This window comes from Streptomyces sp. NPDC006430, assembly GCF_040612395.1.
Classification (GTDB): domain Bacteria; phylum Actinomycetota; class Actinomycetes; order Streptomycetales; family Streptomycetaceae; genus Streptomyces.
Genome location: NZ_JBEXQA010000029.1, coordinates 33,335 through 58,374 on the forward strand (window position 1 = coordinate 33,335; position 25,040 = coordinate 58,374).

Consider the following 25,040-nt stretch of genomic DNA (forward strand, 5'->3'; position numbering starts at 1 on the left):
CAGAAGGTTTGACGCCCCACACGTCAACACGAGGAGAACCCTCCAGATGGCAACTCACAAGCGTTCGCGCGGTTTCCGGTACGCGGCAGTCACCACGGGGGCCGCCACCGCGGCCGCCGTGACCCTGCTCGCCACCCCCTTAGCGGGGGCGGCGGCACCGGCCGAAGGCACGGTGTACGGACTGGGCGCGCCCGGCGCGATCAGCGGCAGTTACGTCGTCATACTCGACGCTTCCGCGAACAAGGAGCAGCTCGCCCGCAAGTACGGAGGCGAGCTGAAGCGCACCTACGGCTCCGGGGTCAACGGTTTCTCGGCCTCGGGCCTGAGCGAGACGGAGGCCAAGCGGCTCGCCGCGGACCCGGCCGTCGGCAAGGTCGTGCAGAACAAGAAGTTCACCATCAACGCCACTCAGGCCGACCCGCCCTCCTGGGGTCTGGACCGGATCGACCAGACCGCCACGGCGGGCGACAAGAAGTACGGCTATCCCGACAGTGCCGGTGAGGGGGTGACGGCGTACGTCATCGACACCGGCATACGCACGACCCACAAGGACTTCGGCGGCCGTGCCACGCACGGCTTCGACGCGGTGGACAACGATGACAGCGCCGACGACGGCAACGGCCACGGCACGCACGTCGCGGGCACCATCGCGGGGACCGCACACGGCGTCGCCAAGAAGGCGAAGCTGGTCGCGGTGCGGGTGCTGGACGACAACGGCTCCGGCACCACCGAACAGGTGGTCGCCGGGATCGACTGGGTCACCCAGCACCACTCGGGCCCCTCGGTGGCCAACATGAGCCTGGGCGGCGGCGCGGACGAGGCGCTTGACGAGGCGGTGCGCCGGGCCATCGCCGCGGGCGTCACCTTCGCCGTGGCGGCGGGCAACGACTCGGCCGACGCCGGGCAGGGCTCGCCCTCCCGGGTGCCGGAGGCGATCACCGTGGCGTCGAGCACCATCGACGACGCGCAGTCGCCGTTCTCCAACTTCGGTTCCGTCGTGGACCTGTACGCGCCGGGCTCGGACATCACCTCCGACTGGAAGGACAGCGACACCGCCACCAAGACCATCTCCGGCACCTCCATGGCGACCCCGCACGTGGCGGGCGCCGCGGCCCTGTACCTGGCCGGGCACCCGTCCGCGACCCCGGCGCAGACGGCCGCGGCGCTGACGGCGGCGGCGACCACGGGGGCGGTGACCAACCCGTCGGCGGGCACGCCGAACAAGCTGCTGAAGGTGGCCCCGTAGCGGGTGACCGCCCGTCCCCGACCGGCCCGCTCTCCGTCCGCGCCCGTCACGGGCGCGCCGGGGGCGGGCCGGTCGGCGCGTACCTGCGGAAGCGCCTGCGAGACGGGCGGACGGGCGGGACGGGCGGGACGGGCCTACGGACGCAGGGCGCGCAGCAGCAGGTCGGCGAGGTGGTCGGCGACCTCCTGCGGCGCGAGCGGGCCGTCCGCCCGGTACCAGGTGGACAGGTGGTGGACGGAGCCGAAGTGGTAGTCCACCACCAGATCGGCGGGGGTGGCGGTGGAGAAGACCCCCGCGCGCTGCCCCTCCTCGATCAGCGCCCGGAAGCGCTCGTGGTAGCGGCGTCGCTCCGCCCGAACCTGCTTGAACTTCTCCGGGCTGAGCTGGTGCATCGACCGGAAGAAGATCGCCGCGTCGTCGAGGTTCTCGATGGTGGTGACCACCACGTCGGCGGCGGCAGCGCGTAGCCGCTCCTCGACCGGGGCGTCGGAATCGGCCACCGCGTCCAGGCGCTGCTGCTGGAGGCGCAGCATCCGCGCGTACACCTCGTGCAGCAGATCGTCCTTCGAGCCGAAGTAGTGGTAGAGCGCGCCCTTGGTGACCCCGGCCGCCTCGACGATCTCCTGGACGGAGGTGCGGTCGTAGCCGCGCTCGGCGAACAGCCGGGTGGCGACGGCCAGCAGCCGCTGCGGCACCGGGGCTTCGTGCGTGCCATCGGGCTCCGTGGTCCTGGCGGCCATGGCGCTGACCTTCCCTTCGCTGTTCCCTGATCCCTGGTCCGCACGACCGACCGTATGACCGTCCGACGGTTTTCAGCCACGGTCGCGCAGTTCCCGTCGCAGGATCTTGCCACTCGTCGTTTTCGGTAGAACAGGCAGGACCTCCACTTGGCGGGGGTATTTGTACGCGGCGATGCGTGCCGCGCAGTACGCGGACAGCTCCTGCGGCTGGGCCGAGGCGCCGGGGCGGAGGCTGACGTACGCCTTCACGCTCTCCCCGCGGTACGGGTCGGGAACGCCGACGACGGCCGCCTCGCGCACGGCGGGATGGGTGTAGAGCACGTCCTCGACCTCGCGCGGCCAGACCTTGAACCCGGACGCGTTGATCATGTCCTTCTTGCGGTCGACGACGTAGAGCCAGCCGTCCGCGTCCATGAACCCGACGTCCCCGGTGCGCAGTTCGCCGTCCGGGAAGGCCTTGGCGGTGTCCGCCGGCAGCCCCCAGTAGCCGGGCACGACCTGGGGCCCGCGGACGGCGATCTCGCCGGTCTCCCCGAAGGGCACCTCGACGCCGTGCTCGTCGAGGATGCGCACGACGGTGTCGGCGCCGGGCGCTCCCACGGAGAGCGTGCCGGAGGCAGGATCAACGGGGGCTTCGAGGTGCGCGGGCACGGAGGCGCAGGGGGCCGTGCACTCGGTGAGCCCGTAGCCGTTGCGCAGGTAGAAGCCGAAGGCGGCGCGGAGCCGTTCGACGAGCGCGGGCGGGAGCGGGGCGCCGCCCGAGGAGATCACCCGGAACGAGGCGAAGTGGTCCGGGGTGACGTCGGGGTGGGCGGCGAGGGCCATGAAGGCGGTGGCCGGACCGACGGTGTAGGCGGGGCGGTGTTCGAGGAAGGCGTCGAGGACGACGCCCGCGTCGAAGCGGTGGGCGAGGGCGAGCGTGCCGGCGTTGGCGAAACAGGCGCCGAGCTCGCAGACCATGCCGGTGATGTGGAAGAGGGGCGCGAGGGCGAAGTACGTGGCGCCTTCGGGCAGTGGATGGCCGGTGACCTGGCGTACGGCGTTGTAGGTGAGCGCGCCGTGCGGGTTCATGGCGCCCTTGGGGGTTCCGCTGGTGCCGGAGGTGTAGCTGATGAGCGCGGTGTCGGCTGCGGCGGGCCCCGGGACGGGCGGGGCGGGGTGACCCCGGCGGGCGACGGCGGCGAGGTCATCGACGGCGAGGCTGGCGGCGGGGGCGGGGGTGGGGGTGGGGGTGAGGCTGGGGGTGGAGCCGGGAGCGTGCGGCGCGGGGACCTGCGGCTGCGGCCGTCGCTCCCGCTGCGGCCCGTGGACGCGCACGTCGTTGCGGGTCTGGAAGTCCAGGTCGCAGGCGGTCAGCGCGATCCGTACGTCCGTACCGGCCGCGGCCCCGCGCAGGTACGCCGTCCACGCACGGTCGTCGCAGACCAGCGCGGTGGCCCCGGAGTCGCGCAGGATGTGTCCGACCTCGCCCGCTTTGTACATGGGGTTGAGCGGGACGACGACCGCGCCGGTCTTCCAGGCGGCCAGGACGGCGAGCACGAAGTGCGGGGTGTTCTGCAGCATGACGGCGACCCGGTCCCCGCGGCCGATGCCCTGAGCGGCGAGGTGGCCCGCGACGGAGTCCGAGAGCGCGTCGGTCTCCACGTAGTCGATGCGGCCGTCGAAATAGGCCAGCGCGGTGCGCTGCGGGGCCCGGGCGACGGCTTCGCGGAAGGCGTGCAGCAGGCTGGGCGGCGGGGAGACGGGAGCGCGCTGGGCGGGGCTGAGCAGCCCGAGCCAGGGCTTGGCGGCATACCGGGAGGCTCGCGTCACCGGCGCTCCCACGTCTGCTGGATGTGGTTCATGCCGCTGAGCCAGCGGTCCGGTTCGGTGGCCCGGGCCGCGTAGTAGTCCGCGACCTCGGGGTGCGGGAGGATCAAGAAACGGCCCTTCTCCATGCCGTCGAACAGTGCGTCCGCAACCGCTTCCGGCTCTATCGCGGTCGGCGCGAGGACCAGTTCGCCCGCCGAGCCCGCGGCCGTCAGCATGTCGGTGCGGACGCCCTGCGGGCAGATGGCGTGGACCTGCACACCGCGGTGGCGGTAGGTCAGCGAGAGCCACTCGGCGAAGGCGAGCGCGCCGTGCTTGGTGACACTGTACGGGGCCGCCCCGATCATGGTCAGCAGTCCGGCGGCCGAGACCGTGGACACGAAGCGCCCGCTCTCGCGCGCCAGCCAGTCGGGCAGCAACCGCCGGGCCGCCCGGACGTGCGCCATGACGTTGGTGTCCCAGGCCGCCTCCCACACGGCCTCGTCGGCGAACGCGTCGCCGCCCGAGGCGAGTCCCGCGTTGGCGCAGTAGACGTCCACCGTGCCGCCGAGGGCCTCGCGGGCCTCCTCCACGATCGCGGAGGCGTCGCCGGGGACCGCGACGGCACGGGCGCCGATCTCGCCCGCGACGGCGGCGGCCCGTGCGGGGTCGAGGTCGTTGACCACCACCGTCGCCCCCTCGGCGGCGAAGCGGTGGGCGAGGGCGGCGCCGATGCCGCCGCCCGCGCCGGTGACGACGACTCGCTGGTCCTGGTACGCGCTCACGGGGATCACCTTTCATGGCCGGATGTCCGGCAGACTAACCAGTCGGTATGTCGGGGCGGAAGGGGGCGGACCCCTAGCGTGGCCGGATGACGCTGTCGCGACGGGGGTTGCTGGGACTGGCGGGTACGACAGGGGCGCTGGGGGCGATCGGGGCGGCGGCCCCGCCGCCCGGCCGGGAGCCGACCCCACCTGCGGGCAGCACGGACCGGGTGTGCACCGGCTTCGAGCAGCTCGCCGCGGACGGGTACGAGGTGCTCGCCGGCCAGCGGATCGGGGTGGTCACCAACCCCACCGGGATCACCGCCGACGCCCGCCACCTGGTCGACGTACTGCACGCGGACCCGCGGGTGGACCTGGTGGCGGTGTTCGGTCCGGAGCACGGGTTCCGCGGGACGGCGCAGGCGGGCGACTCCGAGGCGGCCGGACACGATCCGGCGACCGGGCTGCCGGTGTACGACACGTACGCCACGAGCGGGCAGAAGCTCGCGGACGCGTTCACGGCGGCCCGGATCGACACCCTCGTCTTCGACATCCAGGACGTCGGGGCGCGCTTCTACACCTACGTCTGGACCCTGTACGACTGCATGCGCGCAGCGGCACTGGCCGGCAAGGCCGTGGTCGTACTGGACCGGCCCAACCCGGTGGGCGGCCGGCGGGCCGTCGGGCCCGTACTGGAACGGTCGTACGCGAGCGGAGTGGGCCGGGAGCCGATCGCGCTCGTGCACGGGATGACGGTGGCCGAGCTGGCCCTGCTGTTCAACGCGGAGTTCCTGTCGGCCCAACCCGTCCAGCTGCGCACGGTACGGATGACCGGGTGGCGGCGGGACTCCTTCTTCGGGACGACCGGACTGCCCTGGGTGCCGCCGAGCCCCAACGTGCCGACCCCGGACACGGCACTGGCGTACGCCGGCACCTGCCTGTTCGAGGGCACCAACCTGTCCGAGGGGCGGGGAACGACCACGCCCTTCGAGGTGGTCGGCGCGGAGGGCGTCGACCGGCGGTGGGCGGAGGCGGCCGAGGCACTGGGGCTACCCGGGGTCTGGTTCCGGGAGGCGTACTTCACTCCGACCTTCTCCAAGTACGCCGGGAAGGTGTGCGGCGGGGTCCGGCTGATCGTGCACGACCGGGCGGCCTTCGATCCGGTCCGTGCCGGAATCGGGCTGCTGGTGACCGCGAAGCGGACGTGGAACGGCTTCGCGTGGCGCACGGACCACTGGATCGACCGGCTGACCGGCTCGGACCGGGTCCGGCGACTGGTGGACGCGGGGGCCGGGGTCGAGGAGATCGCGGGCGACTGGGCGACCGGGCTGGCGCGGTTCGCGACGGTGCGGGAGCGCTACCTGCTCTATCCGTAGTGGCACGGGTCTGGTCGGGCGGGGGCTGCAGCAGGATGCTGGACGGCACCACGCAGGCGCGGCTCGGAGGGGGACCCATGTCGGACGGAACGCGCACAGGGATCGGTGCGGAGGCTGCTGCGGGGATCGGTGTCGGTCCGTACGCAGAGCTGACCTTCGACGCCGACGGGGACGTGGACCGGAGCACGCAGCAAGCGGTGGCCGCCATGGAGGCCACCGACCTGCTGGTCTTCGCACACGGCTGGAACAGCGACCGGTCGACGTCGACCCGGCTCTACGACCGCTTCTACGCACCCTTCCCGGCGCTGGTGGGGCACGAGGTACGGCTGGGATACGTGGGTGTCGTCTGGCCCTCGATCCGGTTCTCGGACGAGCCGATCCCGGACTTCGAAGACCACGGCGCGCTCGCCGAACCCGGTCACGGGACGGCGCTCGACGCGGCCACCCTGCGGGCGCTCGGGGAGTTCTGGCCGGGGCGGGAGGCGGAGCTGGAGCGGATCGCCGAGCTGCTGGAGGACCGACCCGAGTCGGCGGTGGCCTTCATCGAGTTCGGCGCGCTGGTGCGGGAACTGGTGGGCGTGGACGCGGTGGACGCGGTGGACGCAGTGGGGTCGGCGTACGCGGGTTCGGCACCGCCCCCGGCCGTGCGGGAGGTGCCGGCCCTCTTCACGCGTGACGTGCTGGAAGTGTGCCGGGCCCTCACCGAAGGACTGGCCGAGGCGGGCGCGCTGCCCGCAGACGCCGCCGAACCCGGGCTCGCCGTGGGCGGCGGCCTGCGCGCCCTGTGGAGCGGGGCCAAGGAGCTGTTGCGCCAGGCCACGTACTACCAGATGAAGAAGCGGGCCGGAGCCATCGGCGAGCGCGGTCTCGGCCCGGTGCTCGCGGAACTCTGCGCCCGCCGACCGGCCCTGCGGATCCATCTGATCGGACACAGCTTCGGGGCCCGGGTGGTGTCCTTCTCGCTCCGCTCGGTGCCGGACGGCTCCCGGTACGTGAAGTCCGTGACCCTGCTCCAGGGCGCCTTCTCCCACTACGCCTTCGCCGACCGGCTCCCCCACGACAAGGGCAGCGGCGGCGCCCTGCGCGGAATGCACCGCAAGGTCGACGGTCCGGTGGTGGCCTGCCACTCCGCGCACGACTCCGCCCTGAAGGTGTTCTATCCGATGGCCTCCCGAATGGCGGGGGATTCGGCCGGTCTCCTCGGTTTCGACGAGCGGTGGGGCGCGATCGGTCACGACGGGGTGCAGGCGGTACCCGGCGCGCCGCGGCTGACCCTCGACGCGGTCCTGCGCGAAGGGGTCCCCGGGGCGGGTTGCGTCAGCGTGGACGCCGCGTCCGTGGTGCGGCGCGGCGGTCCGCCCTCGGGGGCGCACAGCGACATCTGCCACGAGGAACTGGCCCGAGTCGTGGTTGCTGCGGGGCGCATGGGGCGCTGAGTTCCGGCCATGTGCCACCCGCACGCCTCGACCGCCCCCGCATGCGCCCGCACCTGACCGGGCATGTTGGGCACATCTCACGGTGCGTCGTCGTTCGACGGAGTACGACGCCCCGGTGCCGGCGTGGGCGCGACGGAGGTGAAGGTGTGATGGCGGGATTCCGAAGTCTGGCGTACCAGGTGCGGGACGCGCGCAACGACCGTGCGTTGCGGCGCCATTCGCTACGCCGCTGCTTGGAGCGGTTCGCGCCGTACGGGCACCGGGCGACGTGGTGGCACCTGTGCGACCGGCACGGGATCGCCCCCGAGGACCGGGCGGCGGATCCGCAGCGGCTGGTCGCGGCGTTGGAGGAGTTGGAGGAGGCCCGGGCGGTCTGGCTGGAGTACGAGCGTCAGTTCGCGGAGCGTCGCCGGCGGGAGAAGCACCACGGGCTGCGGCGGCCGGAGTGGGCGTGGAGCGGCAGCGGGGACGCCGTGGTGCGGTGCGCCGACCCGGGGGTTCGGCCGGACGGGACGCTGGGTGAAGTACTGCGGCGGCTCGTCACGGCGCTGGAGTCGGAGCCGGGGACGGGATGCCCGGTCTGCGGCGAGCAGGAGCTGCACTGGCCCGCGCGGGTACCGGGACCAAGACGGGGGCCCGGTACCGGGCACGGGAGTTGGGAGGGGGCGTGGGCCTGGGACGGGCCGGTGTGCGCGGGCTGTGGGATCGTCGTGCCTCGGCCGGCGCTGGCGGACGCGGGGTCGGACCCGGCGTCGGCGGGAGCAGCGTGAGTCTGCGGCTCCAGGTGTCGTTGAACGGCGCGCGCAGCGCCACCGACGGCGCTGTCGTGCCCCTGTCCCCGCACGAGGTGGTGGAGTCGGCGCGGGGGGCGGTGGCCGCCGGGGCCGGGGAGGTCCTGGTCCATCCGCGGACCCCGTGCGGCCGGGAGAGCCTGTCGCCCCGGGTCGTCGGGCCGTTGCTGGAGGCGTTGCGGGGCGCGGGGGTCTCCGTACCGCTGTCGGTGTGCGCGAGCATCGGGGCCGAGCCCGATCCCGCGGGGCGCCTGGAGCGGGTCCGGTCGTGGACGGTACTGCCGGACCGGGCGGCGGTGCACTTCGCGGAGCCGGGGGCCGAGGATCTCGCGCAGGCTCTGCTGGCGCGGGGCGTGGCGGTGGACGCGGTGCTTCCGGCGGGCGCCGAGGATGCCGCCGGACCGGGGGCGGAGCCGCTGGCGCGGTTCCTGGCCCGGCCGGCAGGGGAGTCTGCCCGGGTTCGGCTCGTAGTGGCTCCGGCGGTGGCTGATCCGGCGCTGGTGGCGGGGCTGCGGTGGCTAGCGCCGGTGCCGTTGCTGCTGTTCGGGCGGGGGGCCGCCGCCTGGCCGGTGCTCCGGCTGGCGGCGCGGTGCGGGGCGGCCGCGCGGATCGGCGCGGGCGACGTACTGCACCTGCCGGACGGACGGCCCGCGCGGTCGAACGCCGAGCTGGTGGCGGCGGCCGTCGAGACGGCCTCCGAGGCCGCTGCCGAGGGCGAGGGCGAGACCGCTGCCACTGCCGCTGCCGCTGCCGCTACAGCCTGGAGCCGGTGAGCTGGTCGCCGAAGACGTCGTCCGGGTTGGACAGGGCGCAGTTCTTCAGCGAGAGGCAGCCACAGCCGATGCAGTCGGTCAAGTGGTCTCGCAGTCTCATCAGTTGGGTGATCCGCTGGTCGAGTTCGGCGTGCCAGGCCTCCGAGAGCCGGGCCCAGTCCTCGCGGTTGGGGGTGCGTTCCTCAGGAAGCTGGGCGAGCGCGTCCCGGATGGCGGCGAGGGGGATGCCGACGCGCTGGGCAGCGCGTACGAAGGCCACCCGGCGCAGTGCGTCGCGGCTGTAGCGGCGCTGGTTGCCGGAGGTCCGGCGGCTGCTGATCAGGCCCTTGGTCTCGTAGAAGTGCAGCGCGGAGACGGCCGCTCCACTGCGGGCGGACAGCTGGCCGACGGTGAGTTCGTGGATTTTCTCGGGAATCTGCGGCACGACGCCGAGGGTAGTCGGCCGGGCCGGAATCCGTTGACAGATGCGGGCGCCCCCAGCATGCTGAGCAAGCGCTTATTCGTCAGGAGAGGGAGAGGCATGGCCGAGCCGAGGGTCTTCACGTCTGCCGAGGAGCTGCACGCCGGGATCGGGGAGCCCCTCGGCCCGAGCGGCTGGCTAGAAGTGGACCAGAAACGGATCGACCTATTCGCGGACGCCACCGGCGACCACCAGTGGATCCACGTGGACCCGGAGCGGGCCGCGGCCGGACCCTTCGGTTCCACCATCGCGCACGGCTATCTCACCCTGTCGCTCCTGCCGAGCCTGGTGCCGCAGATCATGCGGGTCGAGGGCATGCGGATGGGCATCAACTACGGCGTGGACAAGGTGCGTTTCCCGGCGCCGGTGCCGGTCGGCTCGCGACTGCGCGCCACTGCCGTGATCACGGAGGTCACGGCGGTGGGCGACGGCGTCCAGGTCGCGGCGACGGTCACGGTCGAGCGCGAGGGCGGCAGCAAGCCGGTGTGCGTCGCGGAGTCGGTGTCGCGGTACTACTTCTGAGGCGTGGTGGAGGTGCCGCGACCCTTCGGGGCGGCGCCCACCATGCGCAGGACGAGGTCCGCGTAGAGCGCGCCGACCTCGTCCGGCGTGCGCCGGCCGGCCGTGTTGAACCAACGGGCCACGTCGATGCACAGGGACAGGACGGCGAGGGTGGTGCCGGGGACGTCCGGCACGTCGAACTCTCCGGCCGCAACGCCGTCGGCGAGGATGCGGCGTACGGCGGCATCGCTCTGCCGGCGCAGTGCCACGATCTCGGAGCGGTGCTCCGGGGCGAGAGCCTCGAGCTCGTACTGGACCACCCGCGCGGTGGTGTGGTGCGCCGCGTGCCACAGCACGAACGACCGCACGGCCGCGTCGAGTCGTTCGGCGGCCGAGCCCGGACCGGAGGCAGCGGTCTCCAGGATCTCCAAGGCCTTGTCGTGCCCGATGCGGCTGATCCGGTGGAGCAGCTCTTCCTTGGTCTTGTAGTGGATGTAGAGCGCAGCCGGGCTCATGCCGGCCCGCCCCGCGATGTCACGCGTGGTGGTGGCGTGGTACCCGCGTTCCGCGAACGCGTCGACGGCGGCGACCAGCAGCCGCCGCGCGGCGTCGGGGGTGACCTCCGACCACGGCCGGTAGCCGCCGGTCGTCTCCTCCGCGGTGTCCATCGCTCGCTCACCCTCTTCGTCCTGTAGGAAGAAACACCTTACCGGAGGGTGAGCAAGCGCTTAGCGAACATCGACGACATGCCGCACCCGGCAGGCGCCGCTCACACCTTCGGCTGGAAGGGGTCGTAGTCAGCCATGATCTTCTCCATCCGCGCCTGGTCCACCCGGCTGACGATCTGGGTGAGCTCCTGGCGGTCCCGGATCACCTTGGCGAGGGTGAACGCCGAGGTGGTGAGGTAGAGGACCGCGATACCGAGGAAGGCGCGGACCCAGCCGTCGACCTGAAGGTGGTAGATCCCCAGGGCCACCGCACAGATCGCGATGCCGAAGGACGCGACGGCCTGGCCGTAGTACGCGGCCGAATTGCGCTGCTTGACCGGTGTCTCGTTCATGGGCCCAGCATCGAACGGCGTGAGCGGGGCCACATCCGCACGCGTACTCAGGTGCGTACTCAGACACCCGGAACCCGAGGAGAGCAGCCGGCGGCGACCGGCGGCTCAGAATGCGGCGACTCCGGTGCGGGCGCGGCCGATCAGCAGTTTCTGGATCTGACTGGTGCCCTCGTACAGGGTCATCACGCGGGCGTCGCGCAGCAGCTTTCCGGCCGGGTACTCGTCGATGTACCCGTAACCACCGTGCACCTGGAGCGCATTGCTCGCGGCGCGGACGGCGGCCTCGGAGGCGAAGAGCTTGGCGGTGGAGGACTCGGTGGCGAAGGGCTGCCCGCGGTCGATGAGGTCGGCCACCCGCCAGGTCAGCAGCCGGGCCGCGTCCACGTCGACCGAGATGTCGGCGATCAGTTCCTGGACCAGCTGGTGGTGGGCGATGGGCTTGCCGAACTGTTCGCGCTGGGCGGCGTACGAGACGGCCGCGTCCAGCGCTGCCTGCGCGATGCCCACGCAGCCGGCCGCGACCGACATCCGCCCCTTGGCCAGCGCGGACATGGCGACGGAGAAGCCCTTGCCCTCGGGCCCGAGCATCGCGGAGGCGGGTACGCGAACGCCGTCGAGAGTGAGTTCGGCGGTGGCCTGGCCCCGCAGGCCGAGCTTGCCGTGGATCTCGCGGCGGGCGAGGCCGGGGGTGTCGGCAGGAACGAGGAAGGCGGAGATGCCACGGTGTCCGGGCGCGTCGTTCGTGCGGGCGAAGAGGAGCACGACGTCCGCCCAGGTGCCGTTGGTGATGAACGTCTTGCTGCCGTTGATGACGTACGCGTCCTCCTCGCGCCGGGCACGGGTGGTCAGGTTGCCGGCGTCCGAGCCGGTGCCGGGCTCGGTCAGACCGAAGCAGCCCAGTGCGTCGCCCGCGCAGAGGCGGGGCAGCCAGGCGTGCTTCTGCTCCTCGGTGCCCCAGGCGGCCACCGACTTGGCGACCAGGCCGAGGGAGACGGAAACGATTCCGCGCACGGCCGAGTCGCCACGGCCGAGCTCCTCGGTGACGAGGACGTAGGCGAGGTGGTCGCCGCCGGAGCCGCCGTACTCCTCGGGCACGGTCAGACCCAGGAAGCCGAGCGCGCCGAGCTTCTTCACGATGGCCCGGTCCACGCTCTCGGCGCGGTCCCACTCGGCGGCGTACGGGACGACCTCTCGCTCCGTGAACGCGCGGGCGAGCTCGCGCACCGCGCTCTGCTCCTCGCTGAGCTCCAGGTTCACCGGGCACCTCCGGGTGTGGCGGCGTGGACCGGGCCTTTAACTAGCACCGGTAGTTTAGTGCGGGCTGGCCTTACTATGTGGCGCATGGCCAGACCGCGCAAGCCCCTCCTCAGCAGAGACCGCATCGTCGAGGCGGCGGGTGCCCTGGTGGACGCCGAGGGACTGGAGGCGGTCTCGACGCGGCGGCTGGCGTCCGCGCTGGGGGTGAGCGGCCCGTCCCTCTACAACCACTTCCGCACGAAGGACGAGATCCTCGATGCGGTCGCGGACGCGGTGAGCGCACGGGTCGACCTGTCGATGTTCGAGGCGGAGGCCGGCCGGGACTGGCGGGCTGCCTTGCACGACTGGGCCCACTCGTACCGTGACGCGCTGTCCGACCACCCGAACATCGTGCCGGTGCTGGCGCGCGGCCCGGGCCGGCGCCCTGCCGGCCTGCGGCTGGCGGACGCGGTGTTCGGCGCGATGACGGCGGCCGGGTGGCCCCCGGCGCAGGCGACCCGGATCGGCGCACTGATGCGGTACTTCATCCTGGGCTCGGCGGTGGGCTCCTTCGCCCGGGGCTTCGTGGACGACGAGGCGGCGTACGACCCGTCGGACTATCCCCACCTGGGGCAGGCCCACCTGCTGGCCGAGCGTCAGCACGAGGTGGACGAGGGCGCGTTCGAAACCGGCCTGGCCGCCCTGCTGGACGGGCTGGCGATCCAGTACGAGGCCCTGCGTGAGGCATGACGGCCCGGCGGCGGGTGCCGGACGACGACGTCACTCCGGCACCCGCCGCGGTCCGGCGCGATCCTGCCTGGTCCTGCCTGGTCCTGCCTGGTCCGACCCGATCCGGCACGCGCCCGATGCGACGGGCGCGCGCGGCCCGATCCGGCACGCTGTGGCGAACGGTCCTAGAACACCACCAGCGAGCGGCCGCCCTTGCCCGCCAGCATGGTGTCGAAAGCGGCCGGGATGCCGTCGAGGGGGATGCGGTCGGTGACCATGACGCCAAGGTCGAGACGGCCCGCGCGAACGTGATCGGCGATCACCGGCAGGTCGCGGGCGGGGTCGCTGTTCCCGTAGACGCAGCCCGTGAGGGTGCGGGCGAAGTGGAAGATCTCCAGGGCGTGGAACGAGACCCGCTGCTCCTTGCCGCCGATGCCGACGACCGTAGTACGCCCGCCACGGCGGGTGGAGTCCCAGGCTCCGCGGATGGATTCCGCCCGGCCGACGCATTCGACGGCGACGTCGGCGCCCTGACCGCCGGTGAGGGCGCGGATCTGCTGGGCGGTGCCGTCCGAGGCGAGGACGAAGTCGGTGGCTCCGGCCGCGCGGGCCAGTTCCTCCTTGGCCGGAGAGACATCGACGGCGATGATCGGGCCCGCCTCGGCGATCCGCGCGGCTTGGAGGGCGGCGAGGCCGACGCCGCCGACACCGAAGACGGCGACGGACTCACCGGGGCGCACCTGGGCGCTGTGGTGGACGGCGCCGTAGCCCGTCAGGACCGCGCAGCCGAGCAGGGCGGCCTCGGCGAGCGGGATGCCGGCGGGCGCGGGCAGCACGCAGTTGGCCGCGACGACCGTCTCCTCGGCGAACGCGGCCACGTTCAGCCCCGGGTGCAACGGCGTGCCCCCGGCGTCGTGGGCGTAGACCGCCCCGACCCCGGTGAGCGCCTTGGCGCAGAGCCAGACCTCACCGATCGAGCAGTGGTGGCACTCCCCACAGGACGGGGCCCAGTTGAGCACCACGCCGTCACCGGGGGCGACGTGGGTGACGCCCTCCCCCACGGCCAGGACCGTGCCCGCGCCCTCGTGGCCGAGGACGGCGGGGACGGGCACCCGCATGGTGCCGTCGGTGAGGGAGAGGTCGGAGTGGCAGACACCGGCTGCGGCGAGCCGCACCCGAACCTGGCCGGGGCCAGGATCGGGCAGGACGATCTCCCGTATCTCCAGCGGGGCTCCGACGGCGGGCAGGATGGCGGCACGGACCATGGTCGATTCCGTCTCTCGGGACTCGGGACTCGGTGTGAGGGGCTCGGGGTGAGGGGCTCGGGGCGGCTCAGAACTGCAAGGACTTGGTCTGGAGGTATTCGGCCAGGCCGTGCGGCCCGAGCTCGCGGCCCACCCCCGACTGCTTGTAGCCGCCGAAGGGCGCGAGCGGGTTGAAACGGCCTCCGTTAATGTCCACCTGGCCGGTGTCCATGCGCCGGGCGAAGGCCACGGCGGTCTCCTCGTCCGCCGCCCAGACCGCGCCGCCCAGGCCGTACACGGTGCCGTTGGCGATGCGCAAGGCCTCGTCCTGGTCCTCGTACGGGAGGATCGACAGTACCGGGCCGAAGATCTCCTCTTGCGCGATGGTCATGTCGGGCGTGACGTCGGCGAACACGGTCGGGGCGATGAAGTACCCGCGCTCGTGCGGCGCGTCGGGGCCGCCGGCGACGAGGCGCGCGCCCTCCTCGACGCCCTTGGCGATGTATCCGCGCACGCGGTCGCGCTGCTTGGCGTTGACGACCGGGCCGAGGCGGGTGCCCGGGTCGCGGGGGTCGCCGGAGGGGTATTTGGCGACGGCGGCGGCAGCGAGCGAGACGGCTTCCTCGTACTGGTCGCGGTGGACGAGCATGCGGGTGAGCGCGTTGCAGCTCTGACCGGAGTTGTTCATGACGTGACCCACGCCCGTCGCGACGGCCTTGGCCAGGTCGGCTCCGGGCAGGATGACATTGGCCGATTTGCCGCCGAGTTCGAGGGCGACGCGCTTGGCTGCGGCGCCGGCCGTGGCGCCGATCTGCTTGCCGACCGCGGTGGAGCCGGTGAAGGAGACGAGGTCGACCCCTTCGTGCGCGGCCAGTGCTTGACCGGCGACCGGGCCGGTCCCGGTCACCAGGTTGAACACTCCGGCCGGAATGCCCGCCTCGTGCACGGCCTCGGCGAAGAGCTGTGCGGTCAGCGGGGTGTCCTCGGCCGGCTTGAGGACGAGGGTGCAGCCGGCGGCGAGGGCGGGCGCCACCTTGGCAACGATCTGGTGCAGCGGGTAGTTCCAGGGCGTGATGGCCCCGACCACGCCGACCGGCTCCAGCAGGACGGTGGAGTTCCCTATCCGCTCCTCGAAGGCGTACGAGGCCGCCAGCTCGGCGAACGAGGAGGACACCGCGATCGGCGCCCCCACGTGGACCATCTCCGAGAACCCCGTCGGGGAGCCGAGTTCGGCGGTGATGGTCTCGGCGAACTCGCCCTTACGGGCGACCAGTACGTCGCGCAGCGCCGCGATCCGGGCGGCCCGCTCGGCCGGAGCCGTGGCCGCCCAGCCGGGGAACGCGGCGCGTGCCGCACGTACGGCCGCGTCCACGTCCTCGGCACTGCCGGCCGGAACCCCTGCGATGACCTGTTCGTCGGCCGGGTTGATCACCTCGATCCGGTCGCGTCCGACGGCGGGCCGCCATGCGCCGCCGATGTACATCCCGTCGTGGGCCTTCATGGCATTCCTCCCGAGCACGCACGAGCGCGTAGACCTGATCTCGTTCGACCACCCTACAAACTAGCGTCGGTAGTTTTCGGGCCGCCAGGGGCTTCCGCGATCAGATGATGCCGAAAAGCATCCCTGCCCCGAGGACGACGAGAGAGGTGAGCGCCGCCCATTTCACGGTGAAGCGGGTGTGGTCGCCGAACTCGACACCGGCCATGCCGACGAGGACGTAGACGGCGGGAACCAGTGGGCTGGACATGTGCAGGGCCTGACCGACCAGCGAGGCGCGGGCGATCTCCAGCGGGGAGACCCCGTGCGCCGCACCGGCCTCGGCCAGGACCGGCAGGACGCCGAAGTAGAAGCCGTCGTTGGACATGAAGTAGGTGAGCGGCAGGCTGAGCAGGCCGGTCACCAGGGCCATGTGCGGGCCCATGCCCTCGGGGATGGCAGCGACGAGCCAGTCGGCCATGTGCTTGACCATGCCGGTGCCGCTGAGGACACCGGTGAAGACGGCGGCGGCGAAGACCATGCCGGCGACGTTGAGGACGTTGTCGGCGTGGGCGGCGATCCGGGCCTTCTGGTCCGGCATGTGCGGGAAGTTGACGGTGAGGGCGAGGGCGGCGCCGAGGAGGAAGAGCACCGGGATGGGCAGCAGTTCCATGATCATCGCGGTGAGGAGGGCGATGGTGAGGCCGGCGTTGAACCAGTACAGGCCGGGGCGGAGGGTGGGGCGGTGGGGGTCGAGGCCCTGGAAGCCTTCCCCGGACGGGGCAGGGGCCGCTGCCCCGGCACCAGAGAGGGAGTCGGGTGCGGCCCCGGCAGCGGACCGTGCACCGGGAGCGGACCCGGCATCGGAACCTGCACCGAGGGCGGAGGGGGAGGCCACACCGGAAGCGGAGTCGGCGGCGGAGGCGGAACCTGCACCGGGGGCGGTGCCGGCGGCGACCAGGCGCTCCTCGTCGGGCTCCGGGAGCTGCTCCGCGCCGCCGGGGAGGACCAGCGTCCCGATCCGGCGGCGCTCCTTCAGGCCGAGGACATACGCGAGGCCGAATACGAACAGCAGGCCGACCGCGAGGGCCGGGATCATGGGGACGAAGATGTCGGCGGCATCGACCTTGAGGGCAGTGGCGGCGCGGGCCGTGGGCCCGCCCCAGGGCAGGGTGTTCATGACGCCGTTCGCGGTGGCGGCGACGCCCGTCATGACCACCAGGCTGAGGCCCAACCGCTTGTACAGCGGGTACATCGCCGAGACGGTGATCATGAAGGTGGTCGAGCCGTCCCCGTCGAGCGAGACGATCGCGGCGAGGACAGCGGTGCCGACCACGACCCGCACCGGGTCCGCCTTGCAGAAGCGCAGGATGGCGCGCACGATCGGGTCGAAGAGCCCGACGTCGATCATCACGCCGAAGTAGACGATGGCGAACATCAGCATGGCGGCGGTCGGCGCGAGCTTGCCGACGCCATCGATGACGTAGTCGCCGAGGTGGGCGCCCTTTCCTGCGAACACGCAGTAGAGCGCGGGGATGAGGACGAGCGCCGCGATGGGCGACATTTTCTTCATCATGATCAGGACCAGGAAGGTGGCGATCATGGCGAAGCCGAGGAAGGTCAGCATGCAGGGAACGTAGGTGCCTCCTCCCTGGGCCAACAAGACGTCCACCTGCGAGCAATACGAGCAAAACCCCAGCTCAGGGCAGGGGTGTGAGTTCGACGGGGAAGCCGTTGAGCACCGCCGTGCCGGACAGCGGATCGAGCCGGGAGCCGTCGAGGAGCTGGTTGACGTTGGCGCCGGGAGCGGCGGAGGCCACGGAGAGCCGTACTCCTTCCCGGTCGTGGCCCCAGCCGTGCGGAAGGCTCACCACTCCGGTGCGGACCGCGTCGGTGACCTCGACGGGTACCTCCAGGCTGCCGCCGCCGGCGGTGATCCGGGCGAGGCCGCCCTCGGTGAGGCCGAGCCGGTCGGCGTCCTGCGGATGCACCTGGAGGGTGCAGCGGTTGGAACCTCCGGTGAGGGCCGGGACGTTGTGCAACCAGCTGTTGTTGGACCGCAGGTGGCGGCGGCCCACGAGCACCAGGGCGGCGGGGCGGTCGTCGAGCGCCGCACGCAACCGGGGGAGCTCGGCCGCGATCGGGGCCGGCAGGAGCTCGATCCTGCCGCTACGCGTCTTCAGCACGCCCGGGAGCCGAGGCCGCAGCGGGCCCAGGTCGATGCCGTGCGGGTGCGCGAGCAGCCGCTCCAGGCTCAGCCCCGCGCTCTCGCCCTCGCCCGCCTCAGAGGCGGAACCGGCGCCGAACAGGCCTCCGTACGGCCCGAGTCGGAGCATCAGGTCGAGCCGCCGCTCGGGGCCGCTCTCCCCGGTGAGCAGGCCGGCGAGGCGCGCCGGATCCTGTCCGTGCAGCGGGGAACCCGGATCGGCGGTCTCCTTGGCGAGGGTGCCCCGGATGACCATCTCGTCGACTGCGGCCGGGTCCGTGGAGCCGTACCTGCCGGAGACGGCGAGGACCAGGCGGGCGTGGATCTCGCACTCGTCGATCAGGCCTGCTTCGAGCGGGACGGCGGGGCGCGTGTAGCGGGCCTGGTTGCGGACGGCGAAACCGTTGAAGGCGAAGTCGTGGTGCGCGCTCTGCGAGGGCGGCGGCGGAGGCAGAACGACGTGGGCGTGGCGCGAGGTCTCGTTGAGGTAGGGGTCGACGCTGACCATGAAGTCGAGCCCGGCCAGGGCCGCGTCGAGGCGCCGGCCGTCGGGCGCGGACAGCACCGGGTTGGCGGCGATGGCGATCACCGCACGGATGCGTCCCTCCCCCGGGGTCTCGATCTCCTCGGCCAGTGCCGCGATGGGCAGTTCGGCCTTGGCCTCGGGGTGGCCGCTGACCCGGCTGCGCCAGCGGCCGAGGGCGAAGCCCTTGCCCGGGCCCGCGGGGTGCGGCCGGGGGCCGGCGGCCGGGAGGGGGAAGAGCGCGCCTCCGGGCCGGTCGAGGTTGCCGGTGAGGACGTTCAGTACGTCGACCAGCCAGCTGGCCGGCGTCCCGTACTCGACGGTGCAGCTGCCGATCCGCCCGTACACGGCGGCGGTGGGCGCGGCGGCGAGATCGCGGGCGAGGGCGCGGATCTCGGTGGCCGTGAGGTCGCAGGCGGGGGCCACGGCCTCGGGAGTGAAACTCCCGAGGGCCTCGCCGAGTTCCCCGAGGCCTTCGATCCGTTCCTCCAGCGCGCCGGGGGCGACGAGCTTCTCCGCGAGCAGGGTGTGGGCGAGGGCGGCCAGCAGTAGGGCGTCGCTGCCGGGGCGCGGCGCGAGGTGGCGGTCGGCGAGCCGGGCCGTGCGGGTGCGGCGCGGGTCGACGACGACCAGGGTGCCGCCGCGGGCGCGCAGTGCCTTGAGCCGACCGGGGAAGTCGGGGGCGGTGCACAGGGAGCCGTTGGATTCGACCGGGTTGGCGCCGATGAGCAGCAGGAAGTCGGTGCGGTCCAGGTCGGGGACCGGGACGGCGAAGGGGTCGCCGAAGAGGAGTCCGCTGGAGACGTGTTTGGGCATCTGGTCGAGGGTGCTGGCAGTGAAGAGGTTGCGGGTGCCGAGGGCCTTGAGCAGCAACGGCGGGTAGAGGGCGCCCGCCATGGTGTGCACGTTCGGGTTGCCGAGGACCACGCCGACGGACGGGGCGCCGTGCTCCTGCACGAGGGCCGGGATCGCTGCGGCGACGGCCTCGTACGCCTCCTCCCAGGTGGCCTCCTGGAGCCGACCGTCGCGGCGGACGAGGGGGCTGCGCAGGCGGTCGGGGTCGGCGTCGAGCGCGCCGAAGGCTGCGCCCTTGGGGCAGATGAAGCCGCGGCTGAAGACGTCTTCGCGGTCGCCGCGGGCGCCGGTGACGGTGGCGCCCTCGACGGTGAGGGTGAGGCCGCAGGTGGCTTCGCAGAGGGGGCAGATGCGCAGGGCGGTGCGGGGCATGGGCCCTCCAGGGGCGGCAGGCTGCGGCACGAACACGCGGGCGCACCGAGCATACCGACCGGTAGGGACGCTGGGGAGGGGTGGGATGCGGATGAGCCTCCGCGCGGGAGGGTCGCGGGTCAGTCCAGTACCCGGGCGAGGTAGGCGTGCATCATCGCCCGGATCTCGGCGACGATGTCGGGATCGCCGGCGGGGTCGGTGCGGAAGGCCAACTTCGTCAGCGCGTCGGTGGCTTCGACGGCGACCAGGACCGCCCGTTCGAGGGCGGCGTCCGGGGTCAGCCCGAGGTGCGCGCCGAGCAGTTCGGTGAGGCGCACGGCGACCAGTCGGTTGGGGTCTGCGGCCGGGCCCTCCGCAGGCGGGGCGGGGATCCCGAAGTCGACGAGCGCGAAGCCGGGAACGGTGCGTTTCATGGCGAGGTACTCGTCCAGTACGGCGTCCACGACGGGCCGCCAGTCACCGTCGGCCGGAAGGGCGGCGAGGCGCTCCGCGATCCCTTCGGTGTAGTGGTCGAGGTTGCGGTGGGCGAGGGCGATGACCATGGCCCGCTTGTTGCCGAAGAAGCGGTAGACCGATCCGATGGGCACGCCGGCGCGCAGGGCGACGGCCCGGGTGCTGAGGTTCTCGTAACCGGTCTCGTCCAGGAGTTCGGCGCAGGCTTCGAGGATCCGGGCGAGCCGGTCGGCGCTGCGCTGCTGGATCGGAGTACGGCGCAAGGGGTGGGCAGGGGGCACGGGGTCCATCATGCCGGTCCCGGGATCGCGGTTCGCCAGCGGTCTCAGTTCAGGAGGAGGCCGATCCCCCCGATCGTGTAAGTGATCATCAGCGCGAGCAGCGGCAGTTGGCCGGCGACGGCCCTGGCGGTCGGGAAGAGGCGTACGGAGCGGTCGTGGGCCGCGATCACGCCGAGGACGTGGCCTGCGACGACGGCGAGGACCTGGAGGGCGGCGAGGCCGCCGGGGCCCAGTGGGGGCAAGGGATCGGGGGCGTTGTCAGTGCCCAGTGCCATGATGACTGTGCGTGGTCCTTCGGTGACGAAGAGGGAGAAGTAATGGGCGATGAGATAGCCGAGTGCGATCGGTACGAGTGAGTGCGCGAAGGCGGTCAACGGGCCCGGGTGCGGGCCGCAGACGAGGCGGACGGCCGCGGCGCACAGGCAGTAGAGGGCGGCGACGAGAGCGACGGCGGTGAGCAGTCCGAGCGTGGCCGTGGGGGTGCGGCCGAGGGGGGAGGTCTGAAGGGTGTCGATCCACGACGGGTCGTCGGAGTAGCCGTCGTAGGCGGTGGAGCCGAGCAGGACGCAGACGGTGGCGACGAGTCCGGGCCGCTCGGGCGTCGCGTCGAGTCCGTGGAGGGGGTTACGGAGCACCAGACGGCCGTCGCTGCGGCGACCGAGGGGAGAGAGCCGGGCCAGGAGGGTGGAGTACGCCTCGAAGGCGTCCCCGTCGGCGAACCAGCGCTCGCCGAACCGGGCGGCGAGGGCGAGGTGGGCGGCGGTGTAGAGGGCGACGACGGTCAGGAGGGTGGTGGTGGAGGCGGGATCGGGAGCTGCCAGTTCGAGCCAGGTGAAGCCGAACAGGCCTGCGGCAGCGGGCCATTGCCCCAGCCGGGCGGGGAGGGGAGCGCGGGCTCGGCGCAGGGCGCGGGGCAGCAGGCGGTACAGGGTGCGGAGCGGGTTGAGGAGGCGCCAGACGGGGCCGAGGAGGAGGGAGGCGGGGACGAGTCCGATCCAGAGGAGTACGTAGACGGCGCCGGGGGCGGGGTTGCGCGCGGGGTCGTCGGGGCCGAGGAGGAGGGAGAGGAAGACGGCGAGCGCGACAACGAGGCCGAGTCCGCGCAGGGCGGTGCGCAGGGCCGGGGCGTCGGCGATCCGCTCCAGGGCCGACGGCAGGGCGAGCCCTGATCGGGCGCCGCGGAAGCGGGAGGTGGACCAGAGCAGGCCGAGCGCGAGGAAGGAGACGAACAGCGCGGCGAAGGCACCGGCGAATGCGTAGAAGGGAGATATCGGCAGATCGTGCTGGGACCCGATCCCGTGCGCGAGCAGGGTGGGCGGATCGGCCAGGTGCGGGACCACGCCGGAGAGGTGGCCGCCACCGCCTGCGCCAGGGCCCGGACCGGGGCCCGTGCTCACGCTCGGGGTGGGCGCCGGCCCGGCCGCGGTCAGCATGGGAGGTCCGGACGACCATGCTCCCCGCCGCGGACGGGGAATCGGGCCGTCCGGGCCCCGGCCCGGTCGACTGCGGGCGCCGGCGCGGTCACCGGACGAGGAGTTGGGTCAGGACGAGACGGGACGAGTGGGTCTCCACCTCGAAGAGGCCCGTGCGGTCCGCCGTCAGGACCAGGGTGGCCTCCTGGCCTGCCGGCAGGGCGAGTTCCTCGTCGTAGCCGTGGACGTGCAGGGTGTCCGCGCGGTCGCTGGTGACGTGCAGGGCGATGCGCTCGCCCCGCCGGAGTTCGGTACGGCCGGGGGCGGGGGTGACCTTTCCGTCCCGGACGGTGACGATGATCGTCCGGTCTGCCTGGGCCTCCGTCGGGGGCGCGGGTGAAGGCGGGGGCGACGGCAGGGGCGACGGCGGGGTGTGGTCGTGGTGGCCGGCCTGGCCCGGAGCGGCGCCGGTGAGCTGCGCCGTGCCCTCGATCGGCTTTCCGGCGACCGCCCAGGCGGTGTGGTCGTCCGCGTAGAGGCGGACGGTCAGGGTGTGCGCGCCCTCGGGAACCTGCGCGGCGGGCAGGTGGAACCAAGGGCCGTACAGCCGGGCCAGCTTGCGGCCGTCGAGCTCCAAGTGCGCGTGGCCGCCGCCCGGGAGGGCGCCGCCGCCCGCGCTGTCCGGGGTGAAGCGGAAGTTCTTCACCGTCAGCTGGAGGTTCCAGCCGTCCTCGGAGTCGGGGCGGGCGGCGAGCTGCACCTGTGGCGCACCCTCGGCCGGGACCTCGCGCAGCCGGTGGCCCGTGGGGTCCTGGGCGTCGAGCAGCGTGCCCACGCCGCCCGTGGCCTGCTCGTGGCTGGTGCCGGGCTTGTGGTGGGTGGTGGCCCGCCCGCCGCAGCCCGTCGCCGCGCCCGCGACCAGGAGCACAACGAGCGCGAGCAGCGCCCCGGTCCGCGCACCCGACCCGGCGGCCCGAGAGACCCGGCCGGGCTGCGCGGGGCCGGGCTGCACAGGGCCGGGCTGCACGGGGGTGCGGGGGCCGGAGACGGGCTGCACGGGGGTGCAGGGGGCGGAGACGGGGTGGCCCGGGGCCGAGTGGGCGAGGCCGGGGGCAGCGGGGTCGGTTGCCCGGCGGGCACCGCCCGGGGTGGCCGTCATGCCGCGTCCGGGGTGGGGGTCGTCGTGGCCTCGGCGCGTCGGGGCCCGGCCGGTCCGGCCGGGGCCGGGGGCCGGTCGCCTGCCGGGTCCGCCGGACGGGACGCCGCGATGGTGGCCCACAGGACCCAGGGCACCGCCACCAGGGCTCGGATCCAGGAGGGTCCGAGGGGGGTCCAGGGGATCATCACGACGGCCTTGTCGATGGCGTCCAGCAGGGTGAGGGCCGCCAGCAGCAGGGTCAGCCGCGCCAGCCAGGGGCGGGTGGGGCGCAGGGCGATGCCCGTGCCCGTCCACCACAAGCCCATCAGGAGCAGGGCCAGGGCCGGTACGAAGGTGCCCCCGAGCGGCATCGTGGATCCGGCCACGTCCAGGACCAGGCCGGCCAGGCCCAGCAGCGAGGCCGCCGTGCCCAGACGGGACCCGCGCAGTCGGCGCCACCACAGCACCCCGCCCACCAACAGCAGGACCGCCGCCACCGCCACCGCGATCTGGGTCTCCACGCGCTCCAGGCCGCGCGCCCCGTACCAGTCGCAGCCGGCCGGGAGCTTGCGCGCCTGAACGCTGTAGTCGGCGCAGACCAGGAGTTGGGCGAGTTTCACCGGTTCGCCCACCAGTCGGGACGAGCCGCCCGACACGTCACCCTGGTGGCCGCCGCACTGCGGGAGCGTGCCCGGGGAGGAGCCGTCCGGTCCGGACTGCCAGCAGTTCCCGCGGCCCTGACCGTCCCACCACACGTCCATGCCGTTGGGGCGGGACGCACCGGTCTTGTCCTTGCCCAGGACGTTCGCCGCGTATCGGTTGTGGTGGGAGGTGTCCGTCTGCTTCGACCACTGCTCCTCACCGCGGATGAAGGCAGGGACCGCCGAGAGGAAGAAGCCTGCGCGCCGGTGTCCGTACACCCAGTTGTTCTCGTAGAGGTTCCAGTTTCCGCCGGCGGTGATGATGCCGGTGCCCGGCGGCATGGAGATCTGCGGGCAGACCACCCCCTGCTCGTACCCGCGGTCGATCGGCGGCTTGGCGCAGGTGCCGTCGGCGACGTACCCGTAGTAGTCCGCGTTGTTGTCGTGGATCAGGTTCCGCTCGAACTTGGCGTGGTTCTGCGGCAGTCCGGGGTGTCCGGGGAAGGCGCTGTCCATCGAGGCGCCGCCCATGTTCTGGTCGAACTCGTTGTCGTGCACCCACACCGAGTCGCCCGCGGTTCCGGAGTAGCCCACCATGTTGTGGTGGCTGTGGCAGCCGGTGATCTCGATGGAGTAGCGCGGGACCTCGTAGCCCCGGCCGTCGTTGATGTTGGAGGCACTGCCGGGATAGATGCCTGAGTCGCCGTTCCCGTAGGACTCGCAGTTCTTGTAGAGCCCGTGGTCGCTGGCGAAGGTCAAGAAGCCGTACTCGTCGTTCCATCGGGTCAGCACGTCGTCGATGACGAACCCGTCGCCCGCAAGCACGTACAGCGAGTTGAAGGTGGTGCGCTGTGCGGTGAAGTTGCGGAAGTAGATGCCGTCGGACTCGTCGGCGCGGATGGCGTTCAGCTTCTGGTACTTGGCGTCGATGACGACGTCGAGCCGGTTGGCGCCGGTGCCCTCGATCTGCAGGTCGGTCTTACCGAGGATCGCGACGAGGTTCTGGTTGTGCCGGCACTGCCGCTGCTGCTCGTACGTCAGGATCTGGTAGCCGAGCGAGGAGTTGGGGGCCTTCAGTGTGGTGCACTCCCCCGTGGGCTTGGCCAGTGAGGGCTCCTCCTCGTACAGGCCGGGGAGGATCGCGATGTTCATGCCCGGCCGGTCCACGGCGTCGACGGCCTCCTGGAGGTGCCGGTAGCCGCTCTTCTCGCAGCGCTCGTACAGGGCGAGGTTGCGCTGTTTCAGCTCTTCCGGAAAGCCGGATATCCGGCGTTCGAAGGCGGGCCGGTCGGTCTTGCAGACCAGCAGGTCCGGTTCGGCCGGCCGGTACTGCGGCACCGATCCGGAGCCGTCCGGGAGGGTCACGGGGCGCTCTTCGTGCGCGCGGGCGGCGGGCGCGGCGGCGAAGAGGGACAGGAGGGCGAGAAGGGCGGCGAGGAGCGCCGCCGGCACGGCAGGGAACCTGCGGGTCCACGACATGCGCGTGAGAGTAGAGCAATGTTCACCTTTTCGGATCCCCCTCGACGCTGCGAATGCGC

22 protein-coding genes are annotated in these 25,040 nt (G+C 72.7%); 7 read left to right on the plus strand and 15 right to left on the minus strand.

Translation table 11 applies throughout. From position 1 onward, the window contains the following. Positions 1 to 46 precede the first annotated feature (46 nt). Complete coding sequence (locus ABZZ20_RS29595; RefSeq protein WP_356874780.1) at positions 47 to 1,246, plus strand: S8 family serine peptidase; 1,200 nt, start codon at positions 47 to 49, stop codon at positions 1,244 to 1,246. Between the two features lie 134 nt (positions 1,247 to 1,380). Here the strand turns inward: ABZZ20_RS29595 and ABZZ20_RS29600 are convergent, their stop codons facing one another. From ABZZ20_RS29600 to ABZZ20_RS29610, 3 genes are all read right to left on the minus strand, one after another. Further along, positions 1,381 to 1,986: a TetR/AcrR family transcriptional regulator gene (locus ABZZ20_RS29600; protein WP_356874782.1), complete on the minus strand. Its 606-nt coding sequence runs from the start codon at positions 1,984 to 1,986 to the stop codon at positions 1,381 to 1,383. A gap of 72 nt (positions 1,987 to 2,058) precedes the next feature. After that, entirely contained in the window at positions 2,059 to 3,798 is a 1,740-nt protein-coding gene (locus ABZZ20_RS29605) for an AMP-binding protein (protein WP_356874784.1), read from the minus strand. Beyond that, positions 3,795 to 4,568 carry an SDR family NAD(P)-dependent oxidoreductase gene (locus ABZZ20_RS29610; RefSeq protein ID WP_356874786.1) on the minus strand — a complete coding sequence of 258 codons (774 nt, stop codon included), beginning with the start codon at positions 4,566 to 4,568 and terminating at the stop codon, positions 3,795 to 3,797. Before ABZZ20_RS29610 ends, ABZZ20_RS29605 begins: the two co-directional genes overlap by 4 nt. 77 nt (positions 4,569 to 4,645) lie before the next feature. On the opposite strand from ABZZ20_RS29610, the gene ABZZ20_RS29615 reads away from it, so the two are divergent. The 4 genes from ABZZ20_RS29615 to ABZZ20_RS29630 all read left to right on the plus strand — a co-directional run bounded on the left by ABZZ20_RS29615 (position 4,646) and on the right by ABZZ20_RS29630 (position 8,914). Continuing rightward, positions 4,646 to 5,914, plus strand: coding sequence for a DUF1343 domain-containing protein (locus tag ABZZ20_RS29615; RefSeq protein ID WP_356874788.1), 1,269 nt, complete (start codon positions 4,646 to 4,648; stop codon positions 5,912 to 5,914). 77 nt (positions 5,915 to 5,991) lie between these two features. After that, on the plus strand, positions 5,992 to 7,350 hold the full coding sequence (locus ABZZ20_RS29620; RefSeq protein WP_356874790.1) for a serine-threonine protein kinase: 1,359 nt from the start codon (positions 5,992 to 5,994) through the stop codon (positions 7,348 to 7,350). A gap of 149 nt (positions 7,351 to 7,499) precedes the next feature. Then, positions 7,500 to 8,120: a hypothetical protein gene (locus ABZZ20_RS29625; RefSeq protein WP_356874792.1), complete on the plus strand. Its 621-nt coding sequence runs from the start codon at positions 7,500 to 7,502 to the stop codon at positions 8,118 to 8,120. Beyond that, positions 8,117 to 8,914, plus strand: coding sequence for a 3-keto-5-aminohexanoate cleavage protein (locus ABZZ20_RS29630; RefSeq protein WP_356874794.1), 798 nt, complete (start codon positions 8,117 to 8,119; stop codon positions 8,912 to 8,914). The genes ABZZ20_RS29625 and ABZZ20_RS29630 overlap by 4 nt, the downstream gene beginning before the upstream one ends. Here the strand turns inward: ABZZ20_RS29630 and soxR are convergent. Further along, the gene (gene soxR, locus ABZZ20_RS29635; protein WP_356874796.1) at positions 8,895 to 9,338 is read right to left on the minus strand and encodes a redox-sensitive transcriptional activator SoxR; all 444 of its coding nucleotides are present in this window, start codon (positions 9,336 to 9,338) and stop codon (positions 8,895 to 8,897) included. The genes ABZZ20_RS29630 and soxR overlap by 20 nt on opposite strands. Before the next feature lie 96 nt (positions 9,339 to 9,434). On the opposite strand from soxR, the gene ABZZ20_RS29640 reads away from it, so the two are divergent. Next, positions 9,435 to 9,896, plus strand: a complete 462-nt coding sequence (locus ABZZ20_RS29640) for a MaoC family dehydratase (protein WP_356874798.1) — start codon at positions 9,435 to 9,437, stop codon at positions 9,894 to 9,896. Here ABZZ20_RS29640 and ABZZ20_RS29645 read toward each other — a convergent pair. From ABZZ20_RS29645 to ABZZ20_RS29655, 3 genes are all read right to left on the minus strand, one after another. Next, positions 9,887 to 10,543, minus strand: coding sequence for a TetR/AcrR family transcriptional regulator (locus tag ABZZ20_RS29645; RefSeq protein ID WP_356874800.1), 657 nt, complete (start codon positions 10,541 to 10,543; stop codon positions 9,887 to 9,889). The genes ABZZ20_RS29640 and ABZZ20_RS29645 overlap by 10 nt on opposite strands. A gap of 101 nt (positions 10,544 to 10,644) precedes the next feature. After that, positions 10,645 to 10,935 (minus strand): YiaA/YiaB family inner membrane protein, encoded by a 291-nt coding sequence (locus ABZZ20_RS29650; RefSeq protein WP_352214464.1) that lies wholly within the window; start codon positions 10,933 to 10,935, stop codon positions 10,645 to 10,647. A 105-nt stretch (positions 10,936 to 11,040) separates the two neighbouring features. Further along, positions 11,041 to 12,192 carry an acyl-CoA dehydrogenase family protein gene (locus ABZZ20_RS29655; RefSeq protein ID WP_356874802.1) on the minus strand — a complete coding sequence of 384 codons (1,152 nt, stop codon included), beginning with the start codon at positions 12,190 to 12,192 and terminating at the stop codon, positions 11,041 to 11,043. Between the two features lie 84 nt (positions 12,193 to 12,276). Between ABZZ20_RS29655 and ABZZ20_RS29660 the strand changes: the two genes are divergently transcribed. Then, entirely contained in the window at positions 12,277 to 12,921 is a 645-nt protein-coding gene (locus tag ABZZ20_RS29660) for a TetR/AcrR family transcriptional regulator C-terminal domain-containing protein (RefSeq protein ID WP_356874804.1), read from the plus strand. Positions 12,922 to 13,085: 164 nt separating this feature from the next. Here ABZZ20_RS29660 and ABZZ20_RS29665 read toward each other — a convergent pair whose 3' ends face one another. The 8 genes from ABZZ20_RS29665 to ABZZ20_RS29700 all read right to left on the minus strand — a co-directional run bounded on the left by ABZZ20_RS29665 (position 13,086) and on the right by ABZZ20_RS29700 (position 24,981). Beyond that, positions 13,086 to 14,165 carry a Zn-dependent alcohol dehydrogenase gene (locus ABZZ20_RS29665; RefSeq protein ID WP_356874806.1) on the minus strand — a complete coding sequence of 360 codons (1,080 nt, stop codon included), beginning with the start codon at positions 14,163 to 14,165 and terminating at the stop codon, positions 13,086 to 13,088. A gap of 67 nt (positions 14,166 to 14,232) precedes the next feature. Next, a complete protein-coding gene (locus ABZZ20_RS29670; RefSeq protein WP_356874808.1) occupies positions 14,233 to 15,645 on the minus strand; it encodes an aldehyde dehydrogenase family protein in 1,413 nt (470 codons plus the stop codon). A 100-nt stretch (positions 15,646 to 15,745) separates the two neighbouring features. Beyond that, positions 15,746 to 17,248, minus strand: a complete 1,503-nt coding sequence (locus tag ABZZ20_RS29675) for a citrate:proton symporter (protein ID WP_356874810.1) — start codon at positions 17,246 to 17,248, stop codon at positions 15,746 to 15,748. Positions 17,249 to 17,321: 73 nt separating this feature from the next. Next, positions 17,322 to 19,577 (minus strand): molybdopterin oxidoreductase family protein, encoded by a 2,256-nt coding sequence (locus ABZZ20_RS29680; protein WP_356874812.1) that lies wholly within the window; start codon positions 19,575 to 19,577, stop codon positions 17,322 to 17,324. Positions 19,578 to 19,696: 119 nt separating this feature from the next. After that, a complete protein-coding gene (locus ABZZ20_RS29685) occupies positions 19,697 to 20,320 on the minus strand; it encodes a TetR/AcrR family transcriptional regulator (protein WP_356874848.1) in 624 nt (207 codons plus the stop codon). Positions 20,321 to 20,355: 35 nt separating this feature from the next. After that, positions 20,356 to 21,639, minus strand: coding sequence for a hypothetical protein (locus ABZZ20_RS29690; RefSeq protein ID WP_356874850.1), 1,284 nt, complete (start codon positions 21,637 to 21,639; stop codon positions 20,356 to 20,358). 193 nt (positions 21,640 to 21,832) lie between these two features. After that, positions 21,833 to 22,882, minus strand: coding sequence for a hypothetical protein (locus ABZZ20_RS29695; protein ID WP_356874814.1), 1,050 nt, complete (start codon positions 22,880 to 22,882; stop codon positions 21,833 to 21,835). Continuing rightward, the gene (locus ABZZ20_RS29700; RefSeq protein WP_356874816.1) at positions 22,879 to 24,981 is read right to left on the minus strand and encodes a right-handed parallel beta-helix repeat-containing protein; all 2,103 of its coding nucleotides are present in this window, start codon (positions 24,979 to 24,981) and stop codon (positions 22,879 to 22,881) included. The genes ABZZ20_RS29695 and ABZZ20_RS29700 overlap by 4 nt, the downstream gene beginning before the upstream one ends. Positions 24,982 to 25,040: the final 59 nt, after the last annotated feature.